Origin of the sequence: Enterococcus sp. AZ078 (assembly GCF_051714985.1) — a bacterium.
Taxonomy (GTDB): Bacteria; Bacillota; Bacilli; order Lactobacillales; family Enterococcaceae; genus Enterococcus_B; species Enterococcus_B hirae.
Map to the genome: position 1 here is coordinate 42,327 of NZ_JBIOSW010000004.1, position 14,035 is coordinate 56,361.

Consider the following 14,035-nt stretch of genomic DNA (forward strand, 5'->3'; position numbering starts at 1 on the left):
GTTTAGGTATATCTTCAATTTTTATTATCAATAATCAATTATAACTTTATAGAAATACAGGCTGTTGGTAATTAACAGTCTGTATTTTATATATACCATATAAAAAATATATGTTATTATTTATGTGTAAATAATTAAGTGTTTAACATTATTAATTTTTATATTTAAATATAATAAGATATAAAACACACTATTTATTTATCTTACTATAATATTATACATTAAATACTTATTTTTTTACTGTGTCTAAAAAAAAAATAAACATACCCGTAAACATAATCTTTGATATCTTCGAATAAATACGGAGGTGCAGAAATGCTTAGATTAATTTATGAAAAATCTTCATTTTTCAAAGCAGAAATAATAAGATTGATTGTAGAAAACAACGGACAAATAAATAAAAATTTATTAATTAAAGAACTATATTTATCAAGTGCTACAGTTAATAAATACTTGCAAGAACTACATAATGAATTACCTGATAAAGCTCTAATTATTTCTGATAGTTTAATAATATTTAATTACAAAAATTTCTCCCTTTATGATGTTCAAAAATTCTACTTTTCTCAAAGTGTGGTAAAAGATATTCTTCACTATTGTTTTTTTCAGCCAAAACTTACCTTTGAACAATTAGCTGGAAAGTTGTATATTAGCCATTCTAAATTGTTTAATATATTAAAATTCATGGATAAAAATCTAGAAAATATAGGCATATACATACAGAGAAGACCTTATGTTATTTTAGAAGGTAATTTAGAGGCAATTATGGTGCTTTATAATTTGTGTTTACAAATTGAAAAACAGCCATTTGAAAAATCATTTTCTAAAATTAATGTATTAGATTTACAAAATCGGGTAGTTACATTTTTAGATTACTATCATATGAAAGCGGAATATTTTGTTATAAGAGAATTATGTATTTGGATATTAACAGTACATGATCGTTTTTATTTACAAAAAGTGTGTAAAACACATAATACGATTTGTTACGATAACTTTATTAACACAGAGAGCCCTTTATTAAATAAAATAAAAGAAACTTTTTCAATAATCAATCCAAGATCTTTTGACAAAGAAGGATGTCTTTTAATTCTAATATTTCTTATTTTCAATATGTCAAGTCTACATTTCGAAAATATGGAATCAGAAAAATATTTTTTCTCTCACGAATTGATAGAAGAATATCATTATCAATCCTTCATACTATCTGTATTAATGAAAGATCCATATAATGTTTCTCCAAGCTCTTTAGAAGTATTATCTATCAAAATTGAAGGCTGCATTCACTTCTCTAATTTAATATATCCATATTATTATTTTTCTAGAACTCTCTTAACACCAAAATTAAAAAGATCTGGCTACCTAAAAAAAATACAAGACAATTTAAAAGAAGATTTTAAAGATATGTTTATAAACAAAAACATAAATATAAATTGGGTATATGAATTACTTTCATATATGATTATTGCTTTTCAAAAAAGATATATAACAGATAACATTGTTAATGTAGGAGTATATTCCATCAGAGGTACAATTTTTGAAACACAATACTGTCAAGAGCTTAAGGAAGCTATAAACATAAGCCCTTATTATGAATTAAATGAACAAGATATAGATATTTTGATTATTGATGATATTGAGCTTTTAAATACTGTACCAAATTATAAAACCTATATGATTGTTGGCGATGCAACTTACAATAAACAAAAACAAAGTTTATTGTTTTTTCAAAAATAACTATAAAAAATGTATGATATTTATTTTTAAATATAAAATTTTAAAATTTTTTCAACTTAGTTATATGGTAATTTTTATCGTAGTGAATTTAATGATCCTTATTTTTAATATCTCACTTATAAATATTAAACTTTTAGGAGGTAATAACATGAATATTGACTATATATCAGATCTGATAGAAAAATATAAATCCTCATCTGAATATATTAATACACTAATGTGTGATTCAGAAAAGGATTTACAGCAATTTGGAGTTACTAAAGAATCCTTAATTGCTGAAAAATCTGTGTATAATGAGGTTATTCATGATCTTGAACATATTGTTCTAACCTATTAAATAATTTGGTCTCAGAATATAAAAATGTATTTTTGTATTCTGAGTTTTTTTTATTTATAAAATGCGTATTTTTATGGTCTGAATCAATATAATAATACATATTTTAAAATAATTTTTTTATACAAAAAAAAAAATTATTTTAAAAAAAATACAAGATAAAATTAAATTGACTTTAAATATTATAGAAGTTAATAGAAGGAGGCAATTTTAATGCGTAAAAAACGAATTATTCGTTGGATAGTCTCGCTGTTTATATCAATTAGTTGTGTTGGCTTATCCTCTCCTATATTTGCAGATGATTATCAAACGACTACCGTTTCAGTAAATTTTATACGTAAAATTATGCCTGAATCATTACCAGGTAACCCAACTAATTCCGATGTAAACAAGAATAAATCTGATAAAAAAATTGAAATCGCTAAACAATTACCAAAAACAAATGATTCTTTGAATATACTCACTCCATTATTGGGGATAATGTTTGTTAGTTTTTGTTTCTTTTATATTGTTTTATCAAAAAGGAGAAACCTCGATGAAAAATATACGTAAAAAAATATTAATAGTTTTTGTTTCAAGTTTTCTTATAAATTATGGTTGGATACCCAGTTTAACTGTTTCAGCAGCAGAAAAAACAAGTTCTACAGAAAAAATATCAAGTAATACCAGCACTAGCTTAAGTTCTGATAATAATTTGGAAAGTTCATTGAATAATAATAATTCAATAATTGATCCAGAAGAAACAAGTAATTCCAGTTCTTCCAGTTCTTCTGACATAGATACTACTGAAAGCACACAAGAATCTGTTACAAAGGAAAATAATAAAGATAAAAGTATTGAGGAACGAAGTGTATCGCCTAAAAAATATGTTGACCCTACGATAGTAAATGGACAAAGTTGGACTTCTGAAATGGGAAACGAATGGCTAAAGAATTGGAACTACAACACTCATGGAGGTTTCATATGTTTAAACTATTATGAGGGAACTGATACTGATATCACTATACCAGGCAGGTTAAGCACTGCTAAAGGTAATTATCATATTGTCATTCGAAACATGAATCAAGATAGTAGCGATTACTTTTTAAGAAATAATAAATACAAAGAAATAACTAGTATCGCATTTGTAGCAGGCACTTATGGAAATACTACATCACAAGTAGGGCTATTAAGTAGTTCATCTAACCCTTCTTTACATGCCGCATTTAAAGGAGCTATAAATTTACAGCAGGCTAATTTACAAGGATTAAATCTAGAGTCAGGTACTGATCAAACTGTAATAACAGATATGTCTAATGTATTTCAAGACTGTACCCAGCTGCAAAATATGTATCTACCAACGTCATCGCATGTAACTAATATGGCTCATGCATTTGATGGCTGTTCTCAATTAGGACTTAGTATGACACTTGGTAATAACTTTAGTACTAGTAACGTTACTGATATGCAATATCTATTTAATGGATGCAGTGGTTTAAATAGTTCAAACGTTCTCAATTTTAATTTTGATGCATCTAATGTAACAAATATGAGCCATATGTTTGCCGGCTGTACTAACATAGATGATAATTTTATAAATAATATAAATTTAAGAAACACAAATAAGGTTCAAAATATGGATTTTATGTTCGAAGGGTGTACGGGATTATCTTCACCCAAATTTACTTTTCCGACAAACAATGTTGAAAACATGCGTTATATGTTTAAAGATTGTTCTAAATTAACTAATCTGAATCTTGCAGAATTTGATACTGCTAAAGTATCTGATATGACAGGAATGTTTTATGGTTGTCCTACCCTAAGCTTTATTGATTTCTCAAATGCTACAGTAACTAATAATACAGATACTTATCTTATGTTCACGCAACATAGTAGTGAGCAATATACTCCTTTATTGGTTATTATAGATGGAAGTAAAGCTCAGCCGTTACTTACTTATGATTATACGTCCAACTTTAGAAAGCTAGTAAATTCACCATTTTTAAACGCTAATGGAGGAACCTTTTCAAATGGTGATTCAAATTTATACTATATTAAAAAATGTGCTGTAGACAAAAATGATTCTATATTAAATGTGTCTAATTTCAAACAGTGGGTAACAGAAAATACTCCAACAAAACAAGGCACAGGTTTTCTAAATTGGACGATTTCTGGAACAAATCCTGATCAAGCAAGTAGTGTTTTAGATCTATTAAATACAGAATATACTGCACAATGGATGGATGATCCAAATACTTCTAGTGATAATAAAAAAATTCCATCATCTGCTGCATTATCCATGATTTATATACCTTCTTCATTTAATACAGGAGAAGTAGCTTTAAAAAACTCTGGAGAACAATCTATTCCTTTAACAAAAAATAGTACATTTAATATAGGAATACGAGATCAAGAAGATTCAACTACACCATGGAGGTTGAATGCAAAACTTACTTGGAATTCTGAAGGATCCATAGATAATGCCTACTTACAAACCACAGGTACCTCTAATGTTAAACAGAATATAAATAATGGAGTAAATGCTTATAATCCATCAACAGATTTACAAGAATGCAGTGACGTCACAGGCACAAATAATGCTAAGATCACAACTGTAGATAGTACATTAATGAGTAATGTCTCAAATAAACACTTAAATGGAGTTTATGACTATAATTTAGGGGATGTCTCTTTGATATTACCAAATGTCGAAAATATAGAGGTAGGAAACTACTCTGCTACAGTAACATGGAATTTAGTAACTGCCCCTTAAATACAAACATAGAAATATATCCTTATTAAATGGATGTATTTCTATGTTTATTATTATTCTGTAATAATCATCCATACTAATTGAATAATTGATTTTACTAATTTTTTCTATAAATACTGGCTCTTTGTCAACATCATTTGACAAAGAGCCTAAAAAGACGATGGCTGTATTAAATAGTTTGAATGACCATCTAACTGCTTGCCAAAGTGAAGTTAGATGGTTTATTTTTTATTGTCATTTTTGATAGCTAAAACTAACATTGCAAATGCAATCATTAGCTGTAGCGCCTCAAACGCTGAAATTAAGGCTCTCCTTTCCCTAGACTTGATACTTACACACATAAGCACCACCTCCTAGAAGGGATTGTCAACAATCTTTTCACTTTTCTACCGTTCAATTATAGCATGTTAAACTACTTCAAAACTATCCTAACATTGCAATTCGTTAACGAACAACAACAGATATTTACGAGCATTATAGATATTCTCGAATGTTGTACGACTCATCCAATAAAATCTATTGATTGGATCAGATACATGTACTTGGTTACTTCCTTTATTTCTTTTGAAGAATTGCAAACACTAAAGTTACTACACAATGGGTACAAGTTAAATTATTCGGACTCAAATAACATATTACAAAAAATAATAAACTTTTCTTCGTAAAGAAAAGCTTATTAATGTATCTTTATCCTATAAAACTCGAACTTATGAACATTCTTGTTAAACACTTTATGTATATCCTGTAGGACTCTAACCTACGACCGAACGGTTATGAGCCGTATGCTCTAATCAAATGAGCTAAGGGTACAGGTTATTGCCACCATGAACAATATAAAGAGATAGCATCAGTTTTTTGTGGCAACAACTCTGTTATCGCATAATTTGAAGTGTGCTTAATTACGAAATCGATTGCTAATTTTTATTTACATACGATAACATCATTATTTAATCAAACATTTTTTACAATTGTCAATATAATCATGTGTTTCTTCTCAACGATGTGCATCCCAAAAGTTAGACTAGAAATCTAATTAAAAATGGTCACAGGAAAACAACATAGGAAAATAAATTTCGAAGAATTTTCCAGCTTCAAGAGAAGCGCTAATCCCCATCGTGTTTCGAAGTAGTTGCTAATGATAGGTAAAAGTATTTTTATTAAAAAGGTATAACTTATACCTTTTTCGTTACTATTATTACTATAATATCAGTATTTTAATTTAAAGTATAAAAAAATATTGATTAAAATCTTAGTATAACTTATACTTTAAATATAGAATATATTGAAAGAGGGTAAACAAATGGCAGCAACTACTTATACAGTTGGAAATTTTAAAGGAGGCGTTGGAAAAACTAAAATTGTTACAATGTTAGCTTTTGATAATGCTGTAATTAATAAGAAAAAGACATTAGTAATTGATATTGATCCACAGGCAAATGCTTCTCAAATTTTAGCTCGGACTGTAAATATGAAACATATTGAAAAAACTATCGTAAATGGAATTAATGAAAATGATCTATCTGTTTGTATTACTCCTATTATGGAAAATTTAGATTTAATCGCATGTGACACAAGTTTTAGATCGTTTTCAAATTATGTAATTACAAATTATGAAGATGAAAAGGATCAAATTATGGTGTTGGAAAAGCTTTTAGTACCGATTAAGGATAAATACGATGCTATTTTTATTGATGTTCCCCCTACTATTAGTGCTTATTCAGATAATGCTATGGCAGCTTCAGATTATAGCATTATTGCTTTTCAGACACAGGAAGAATCTTTAGATGGTATAGGAAAATATATTGGATATCAAAAATTTATGATAAATAAGTATAATATTGATCTTGAAGTTATTTCTATAATCGCATGTATGCTTGAACCAAATAATGATTTAGATAAGAATGTTTTGTCTGATGCAATAAATTTATATGGATCTGCTGTGTCTCAAAATATAGTTAATTTTCAAACAAGACTAAAGCGCTATTCAAGAGAAGGGATATCATTAAAAAAGTACAGAAATGGAAATTACGATCAATGGGATTATCGAGCACATGAAACTTTTATTAAAATATTAGCAGAATTAGAAATTCGTAGAAAAATTTTTGAAGAATAACTATAGGGATGTGAGTAAAATATGAGTGAAAGAAAAACTTTTGATATTGATATAGATTTTGATACAGAGTATTCTGGATTATTGCAACCTGGAAATAAGAAGAAAAAATCAGTTTCAATAAATCGCGAAAATGATTTTGAACAAACACTTTTTAACAAAAAGATAAAGTCATTTCCTAATACAAGCAAAAAAAGAGGCCGTCCTGTAGAAATTACTGATGACAGATATAAAGTTACAAAGCCAAAAAAAATATCTCCAGCACTAGAGTCAAAATTAAATGTAATGCAAGATTATGTAGAAGAACTACAATCAGTAAAAGGAAGAATCACATTTGAAAAATTAATAGATACATTGGCAGAAGCTTATATTACTCAAAAACTTGGTGTTTCTAAGGAAGAACATTTGCGTTTTGAAATCAAAAAAGCTTTTGAAAAACTATAATTTTTTTGATTACCAAAAAAATTATAGTATAACTTATACCTTGTTTTTATAATTAGAAGAATAAGTTATACTTTAATGAAATTAATTTATATATTGATATTAAGCCTTTTTTTATTAGATATCAAAAGAATAAGTTATACTTTAATGATATAAAAGGAATAACTTATTCTGTATTTATTTACTTATAACTTATACCTTTAGAAAAGTCGTACTTGAACAACAATTACAATTTTGTTATATTCAAATAAATTAAGCATACAAAAAAGAGACGGAAATAATTGATTTTGATCGAATCAATTATTTCTGAATCACATGAAACAGACTCATGTGTTCGCGCTCGTCTCAATAAATAAATTAAGCGGTCTGATAAACCACTTATTTGTTTTACAAATGTGTTTAAATTATAGCACATTTAGAGCGAGCAATTCAATAGATAAAGCGATATTTTTCTAGGTTTTTACAGAAATTTAAGCCGAATATTGAAAGAGAACACAGAACAAGTTTTAGAATTGCCATGTGTTCTCTTTTTCAATACAATTCGGAGGAAATTTTAGGATGGAAAACTTAGATCAATTCTACAGTGCTTTGTTAAAACAAGGCATTCGTACATACAAATATCGAAACAGCACCATGAAGCCTGTCGGGTATGAGAATACCAGCAGGAATGGTGCTATCTTTGCGTACCGCAGTAAACAATTGATGAATGCAGGGCGTGGCATGGTTATTACGTCTGAAGAAGCGATTTTAGAAAATGAATCCAAACTGACTCATTGGACACCAAATGTTTATCGCTATGGAACTTATGCGGACGAAAATCGTTCAATCGTTAAAGGGCATTCGGAGAAAAATATTAGTCAAATCAATACTTTTGTCGTGGATATTGATTCTAAAGAAAATCATCAAGGAGAGATTTTCTTAGCTTGTGTGGATGAATTAGGGTATATGCCAACGCTCATTTTAGAATCAGAGCATGGTTATCAAGTCTATTTTGTATTAAAAACACCTGCTTATGTGACGAAAAAGAGTAATTTTAAAGTAATTGAAGTGGCAAAACGTATTTCTACAACGATTCGGACACAATTGGCTAATCAGTTACCAGGTATTGATGTAGGTTGTAACCATTTTGGAATTGCTCGATTCCCAAACAAACAAAATATTGTATTTTGTGAGCTAGAAAATCAATATTCTTTTTCTGATTGGTTGAATTGGTCAATGAAAATGGCATCTAACCAAAAAACTGAAGCAGAAAGAAACGCGAAATTGATTGTTTTTCCTGAGAAAAAAGAGTATCGCCAAGTTGATGAACCGTGGTTTGATTTGTTACTACGAAAAGCAAACATTATTGGGGGAGAAGGTCGATTAGGACGGAATAACGTGATTTTTACACTCTCTTTGGCTTATTATTCTTCTGGTTACGGACAAGAAACTTGTGAGTATAACATGTTTGAATTTAACGAACGCTTAAATGAACCGTTGTCTGAAGGCGAAGTGCGAAAGATTGTCAAAAGTGCGTATTCTGGAAATTATCAAGCAGCCAATCGTGACTTTGTTTTAGAATTATGCCAGGAATGGGTAGCTTCGGATATTCAAGAAAACGAGTTGTTTATCCAACGTCGTGGGTGGTGGAAGTTTAAGAAATCACGTGAGCAACGCCAATACAGTCATAAAAAGGAATGGCAAGAAGATATCATGCGTTATTTGAGCGAAAAAAGTGATCTTCGTATGCCTTATTTAAAACTGTCCAAAAAAGAATTGGCGGAACAATTGAACATGCCTTTAAGAAGTCTGGATCGTGCATTAAGTTCCTTAAAGCAAGAACACAAAGTGTTCTACAATGTCAAAAAAGGGCGTGGTGGCGGACTTTTACTTGCTTCAGTACGTGTATTATTCACAAGTTTGATCCAAGCGAAGAAAGAAGAAAAAGAAGCCTTTATTCAAGGAATCATTGCGCAGTTTAAGACAACAATCGATGAATGGACAAGCACCATTCAACAGCTCCTACCTGAGAAAGAAGCCAAAGAAATCAGGCTATTTGAAGTCGATACAGGTTGAAAAAATAAAAGACGCCAATTGCCTTTTACAATATATCTTTGATACTTCTAGCGGTTCCCTTAGTCTATTTAGCTATGTCTGCGAGTATCTCTTGGTTTTTTGCTGTTTCTCTTTAATTATTTTGCTAGTTATATATTATTATTACGTATGTAATGATGGGTAGCTATCTGAAGGAGGGGTTTTTATGTCTATGAAGTTGTATGTGTACTCTCATGCGGTAAATGTGTATATCTTGCGGTATTTAGGTATGCCAGTGGAGCAGTTTTGTGAACTTTATGGCTTTAATCAAGGTACGGTGGCTAGTTGGGTAACAAGGGAGCGTTCGGTAGAGACGTTGCCTGCGTCGTTTATTTATGCTTTGTCCTTGGCTTCTAGTCATAATATGGGGGAAATCTATGAAGAGTTGTTGAAGCTACAAGAAGACTATTATTGTTATCGTGAACGTGTAGGATTCAAGAAGGGAAAGAAAGTGAAAAAACGCTTAGATTGATTTTTGATAAATTTTATTATATTACAATTATTACAAATAGAATTGTTTATTTTATCATATATCGTAATTAGAAATTGATTAGATAAAATCATAATCGTTGGTTTTGGTTTCAAAATCGTAAATAAAAGGATCAAAAAGAACTTTTGTTCCTGTTTTAGTTTTGTGCTATGCTTTTTTTGTAAAGATTTTTACTAAAAAACGATTTATTATCTTTTGTTAATTGATTGAGCAGATGTTCATTCATGAGTAAATGATTTTGTGAGTAAAGGAGGATGAAAGTCTACTGTTATCGTTTTTTTAGAAATTTTCAAATTAGAATGAATTTAAAAGTAAATATACTTTTTTTGTTGTGATGCGTTGTTGTGCAATGTAGAGCCCAACAAAAAAAGGAGTGGTTTAGAAATCTCGCTGAGAAAGAGCGCCAACTCTTTCAAAGGTCATAGATTTCTACCCCGACCGTTAAAGCAGATAACGGTGCTGCTCCTTTTTGAGTTACAGGTTTCCCTGCAACATGAACAATAATACCATAAAATTAAGTCAATGAACAATCTTGTATTTTATACTTGTTGTAGTTTTTTTCTTTTATGGTGCAGTGTAAAAATTTTTTTAGTTGTACTGTTGCTTTATTGTCGTGTTTTAAGCGAGATTCTGTAGTTAAGAAAGAGAGAGACTGTTATTGCTTCTTTGGAGGTAGTAGCTAGTTTCTCTCTTTTTTTGTTGGGTTCCACATTGTTCAACAAAAAGTGGAACAATAATAGTTTGAGACTTTTGAAGTGGAGGAAACAATGTTTGGAAAATTTTGTACAGTTGAGGATCTGAAACGTCAAGCAATTACAATTAAGCTTTATAACAACAGTGTTTGGGCTAATTTAGGGGACGGACGATTTATTAATCGTCAATCAAAGCAAATTCGACCAATTTCTATGTTTTATCGTTCCACTCGAACGGTTGTTGGTGTGAATTATCAAGTGATTGCAAAGCGTAAAAAGAAGCGAGAAGGACTCTTGTTTCTGGAGAAACCTTACAAGACAAAATACATGTAAGAACGGAAAGATTTTTCTTGTTCACAAGTAAATCTCTTTACTTGTGAACACCCTTGGTCCTTGAAAATTGAATAAAAAGAACACAGTTTAAGGGGGTAAGAAAACCGTCTGTTTTCTAAATTAGGAGGTGTAAAAGATTTAGAAGGAGATAAGAATGTTTTCTTGCTAGTCGTAGATATTCTTGCTGTCTAATCTACGGTCGTGTTTGGAAGGACAGTACCTGAAGGCGTAGTGAACCTTTGGGAAGATTGTGTGAGGACAAGTTGCGGAGAAATAAGTAGCACAGGTAAGGGTTACTTCGGTAACTATCTGTTAGCAGAAGGATTTCTGATACTTGGTACATTTCGTGTGATTTGTGGTTCACAGGTTGAGCATTTACCTAACATGCCAGGTTATCGTTTTCCCTAACAACGAACACTATATTTTGTTTTATTTGATTTACTTGTAAACAAGAGGAATTTTTTATTAGGAGGTGTTCAAATGACGGAAATTCAACGATTGCTTTGTTTTTTAGAATCTGGAAAACGTAAGGAAATTTCGATGGCTGAATATGTTTCTCTGCAACAAAGAAGGCAGAAATGGTCAGAAAGACGTTATCGTCAATTATTAGCGGAATTATCAAGAAGTCAGGCGATTCTTCCAAATTATGTCACTCAAAACGGTCAGGTTGTCCGAATGTTGAAATTGCGAACTGCTTAGGTTTAGAAAAATAGAGGAGACACCTACTAGTAAAGAAAGGGACACCTGATGGAAACAAAGAAAAAAGGATCCAGATGGCGGTCAGTGAAGAAACGATTCAAAAACTTCAGTGGATCGTAAAGGAAGACCAAAAGAAAAATAAAAAGAGAATCTATCCTTGTGATTCTTTAGAGCGAATAATCGATAACGAATATGTTATATGTAAAGTATTTCGAGAAAATTAATTAAGAGAAGGAGTCAATGTCTATGGTAAAGGTTATGGGGAAATATACCGGACATGTATATTATTCTTGTCAAAGCCAAACAGAAGCCTATGAATGGATTCATGCGAAAAAAATTTTTGAGTCATTAGTTATTCTTGTATTTCCTGGAAAGAAGGCAATGGTGTGAGTACAAAATATCATTACAGTCCTTTGGTAGATGCTTTTATTCGAAGAACTGATTTACGGGAAGAAAGAAAACTCATTCGTCGTTTTGAGAAAGAGATTTTAGCTGAAATTAGTCAAAGAAAAGATCGTCAGCTTCCAGTAAGTCAATATATTGCACATTTTTCACCAAAAGAAAAACGTTGTTTTTTTGGTCTTTTGAAACGATTTGAACGAGTGAAAGTCTATTATCGTTTTGAAGAAGGCGTATCACATCAATATTTGATTGTGTCATAAAAGAGGAGGATACAGCAGATGAAAAATTATGATCCTAATATTCGATGGGGAAAACATACTGTTAAAGTTTCTTTTCAACGTTGGGATTATAAAGGATTTGTAATGTTTAGAAAAGGTGGAAACTGTAAAGGATTAGATGTTTTAGCATGAGACGAGGATGATTTGTACGATCAACCATTGATTGATAATCCAGTTGGGTTTGGATTGCTTTCTGAAGATGATGAAGGCAATGAGTGGTTCCAAATGACTCTTACGAACGATAAAGGAGACGAATTATCTGTAGAAGATGCTTGGTCATATTGAGCGAATATATTGTTGGTATTGAAATTATTGATTTTGTAGAAGATAAAGAAAAATAGAGAATAGAGGAATAGACAATGAAAATAAACAAAATTAGCACAGTTTCTTTAACTACATTTCGGTTGAGGAAAGAATATGAAAAGGAATTGACTGAATCTAAAATTCCAAGTTTTGTACAAGAAAGAATCGAATATTTTGCAAATTATCTTTCCAAAGGAATAACATTTTCAGATTTGTATTTGTTTGTTACAGCTGAGTCAGATGAAATTGAACTAGCAACAATGTTTGAAGAAATTTTTGATAGTTCCTATTTGTATACGAGTAGTGAATTTGTGAACTGGTGTCGAGATCCAAAGAATTGGAAACAACGACAATTCGAGTTAGCAAATGCAGTTATCCATATATATTAACAAAGAACAAGGAAGGAACGAATGATCGTATGAATGGCTATTTTCTAATTTTTTTAGTACTAGTAGGTTTTATGTTATTTCTTTTGCACGATAAACAAAAAGTATATAAGAGAAATTTTGGTAGGAAAATAGGTAGGTAATATTTCTTCAAATTCTCTAAATGAATTTACGAGTTTTTTTCCCTCGTACATTTGATACGATTATGAATTTAAAACGTACAATTATGAATATGACGAACTAAATAACAAGTAAGTTTGATATAATTCTTTTGTTATATTAATTCTAAAAAAGTATTTCCAACAGAAACTAATCAGGTATTTATTTGGTAAGTAAAGTATTGTTTATCTTTTCTTGCTAATCCAAAAAAATCACCTATTTTCAAAGATTTAGAAGCATATTTCAGTTCTGGAATCTCAAACAAATTATTCTTTTTGTTCGTTACTTTGATAGGTAATTGGATTTCTTCTCCTGATTCGGGAGATAGAATAGCAATGTTTTTATCTTTAAAAAGTACTAATTTGAGTTTTTCCCAAATCTTGAATATCAGCACCTTGAAGTTTTTTTAGTTCGCTTAGCGAAGGATAATTAGAATTACTAATCACACTGCTAGAGGTTGTGGTGGTTACGGAACTATTTGTTTCTGTTTTTCTAAACAGAGAAAAAGCAATGATAAGTACAGATATCAGTACGATACTGAGTGATAAGATTATGAGGGATTTTTTCTTCATAATAGTTTTCTCCATATTGAATTGTTTTTTCGATAAAGAAGCAGAAACGACTTATTGGTGTTTCTGCTTCTTCGCTTGTAATTGTTTAGCGTAGGCTTCTATGTCGCTTTTTAAATACAAGCGTACAATGGAAGGACCTTTACCATCCTTGCTCTCATAGAAGGGATCAATCATATTAGTACGAACAGATTGTTGAAATCCTTGAGCAGATTGTCCAGTAATTTTTAGAGCTTCTTGTTTAGTAACAAGATTATTATTCATCCATTGCTTTATT

Annotated in this window: 17 protein-coding genes, 1 tRNA gene and 1 pseudogene; 15 read left to right on the forward strand and 4 right to left on the reverse strand. The window is 30.3% G+C overall.

What is annotated here, in order from left to right:
* The first annotated feature begins 315 nt into the window (after nt 1-315).
* The 4 genes from IGJ18_RS14950 (at nt 316) to IGJ18_RS14965 (ending at nt 4,823) form a co-directional block, all read left to right on the forward strand.
* Nucleotides 316-1,737 carry a helix-turn-helix domain-containing protein gene (locus IGJ18_RS14950; RefSeq protein ID WP_195453372.1) on the forward strand — a complete coding sequence of 474 codons (1,422 nt, stop codon included), beginning with the start codon at nt 316-318 and terminating at the stop codon, nt 1,735-1,737.
* A gap of 148 nt (nt 1,738-1,885) precedes the next feature.
* A complete protein-coding gene (locus IGJ18_RS14955) occupies nt 1,886-2,074 on the forward strand; it encodes a hypothetical protein (protein ID WP_081115490.1) in 189 nt (62 codons plus the stop codon).
* Between the two features lie 210 nt (nt 2,075-2,284).
* Entirely contained in the window at nt 2,285-2,623 is a 339-nt protein-coding gene (locus IGJ18_RS14960; protein WP_161638214.1) for an LPXTG cell wall anchor domain-containing protein, read from the forward strand.
* The gene (locus IGJ18_RS14965; protein ID WP_438843552.1) at nt 2,607-4,823 is read left to right on the forward strand and encodes a BspA family leucine-rich repeat surface protein; all 2,217 of its coding nucleotides are present in this window, start codon (nt 2,607-2,609) and stop codon (nt 4,821-4,823) included. The genes IGJ18_RS14960 and IGJ18_RS14965 overlap by 17 nt, the downstream gene beginning before the upstream one ends.
* A 221-nt stretch (nt 4,824-5,044) precedes the next feature.
* Here IGJ18_RS14965 and IGJ18_RS14970 read toward each other — a convergent pair whose 3' ends face one another.
* Nucleotides 5,045-5,164 carry a putative holin-like toxin gene (locus IGJ18_RS14970; protein ID WP_081115493.1) on the reverse strand — a complete coding sequence of 40 codons (120 nt, stop codon included), beginning with the start codon at nt 5,162-5,164 and terminating at the stop codon, nt 5,045-5,047.
* A gap of 395 nt (nt 5,165-5,559) precedes the next feature.
* Nucleotides 5,560-5,633 (reverse strand) — tRNA-Met (locus tag IGJ18_RS14975).
* Between the two features lie 490 nt (nt 5,634-6,123).
* Between IGJ18_RS14975 and IGJ18_RS14980 the strand changes: the two genes are divergently transcribed.
* The 11 genes and pseudogenes from IGJ18_RS14980 (at nt 6,124) to IGJ18_RS15030 (ending at nt 13,033) form a co-directional block, all read left to right on the forward strand.
* Nucleotides 6,124-6,936, forward strand: a complete 813-nt coding sequence (locus IGJ18_RS14980) for a ParA family protein (RefSeq protein WP_081115494.1) — start codon at nt 6,124-6,126, stop codon at nt 6,934-6,936.
* Between the two features lie 21 nt (nt 6,937-6,957).
* A complete protein-coding gene (locus IGJ18_RS14985; RefSeq protein ID WP_081115495.1) occupies nt 6,958-7,377 on the forward strand; it encodes a hypothetical protein in 420 nt (139 codons plus the stop codon).
* A 555-nt stretch (nt 7,378-7,932) separates the two neighbouring features.
* The gene (locus IGJ18_RS14990; protein ID WP_438843553.1) at nt 7,933-9,429 is read left to right on the forward strand and encodes a primase C-terminal domain-containing protein; all 1,497 of its coding nucleotides are present in this window, start codon (nt 7,933-7,935) and stop codon (nt 9,427-9,429) included.
* Between the two features lie 184 nt (nt 9,430-9,613).
* A complete protein-coding gene (locus tag IGJ18_RS14995; RefSeq protein WP_010738086.1) occupies nt 9,614-9,919 on the forward strand; it encodes a hypothetical protein in 306 nt (101 codons plus the stop codon).
* A 785-nt stretch (nt 9,920-10,704) separates the two neighbouring features.
* A complete protein-coding gene (locus IGJ18_RS15000; RefSeq protein WP_438843554.1) occupies nt 10,705-10,962 on the forward strand; it encodes a hypothetical protein in 258 nt (85 codons plus the stop codon).
* A gap of 201 nt (nt 10,963-11,163) precedes the next feature.
* Nucleotides 11,164-11,370 (forward strand): hypothetical protein, encoded by a 207-nt coding sequence (locus tag IGJ18_RS15005; RefSeq protein WP_161440458.1) that lies wholly within the window; start codon nt 11,164-11,166, stop codon nt 11,368-11,370.
* Nucleotides 11,371-11,442: 72 nt separating this feature from the next.
* Entirely contained in the window at nt 11,443-11,661 is a 219-nt protein-coding gene (locus IGJ18_RS15010; protein WP_438843555.1) for a hypothetical protein, read from the forward strand.
* Between the two features lie 246 nt (nt 11,662-11,907).
* Entirely contained in the window at nt 11,908-12,051 is a 144-nt protein-coding gene (locus tag IGJ18_RS15015; RefSeq protein ID WP_438843556.1) for a hypothetical protein, read from the forward strand.
* Nucleotides 12,048-12,323 carry a hypothetical protein gene (locus tag IGJ18_RS15020; RefSeq protein WP_081115516.1) on the forward strand — a complete coding sequence of 92 codons (276 nt, stop codon included), beginning with the start codon at nt 12,048-12,050 and terminating at the stop codon, nt 12,321-12,323. Before IGJ18_RS15015 ends, IGJ18_RS15020 begins: the two co-directional genes overlap by 4 nt.
* 18 nt (nt 12,324-12,341) lie before the next feature.
* Nucleotides 12,342-12,682: pseudogene (locus IGJ18_RS15025) on the forward strand (DUF5406 family protein).
* 18 nt (nt 12,683-12,700) lie between these two features.
* Nucleotides 12,701-13,033: a hypothetical protein gene (locus tag IGJ18_RS15030; RefSeq protein ID WP_438843557.1), complete on the forward strand. Its 333-nt coding sequence runs from the start codon at nt 12,701-12,703 to the stop codon at nt 13,031-13,033.
* A gap of 503 nt (nt 13,034-13,536) precedes the next feature.
* On the opposite strand, the gene IGJ18_RS15035 is transcribed toward IGJ18_RS15030, so the two are convergent.
* Complete coding sequence (locus IGJ18_RS15035) at nt 13,537-13,761, reverse strand: hypothetical protein (protein ID WP_236592757.1); 225 nt, start codon at nt 13,759-13,761, stop codon at nt 13,537-13,539.
* Nucleotides 13,762-13,812: 51 nt separating this feature from the next.
* Complete coding sequence (locus tag IGJ18_RS15040; RefSeq protein WP_438843558.1) at nt 13,813-14,034, reverse strand: hypothetical protein; 222 nt, start codon at nt 14,032-14,034, stop codon at nt 13,813-13,815.
* Between the last annotated feature and the right edge of the window lies 1 nt (nt 14,035).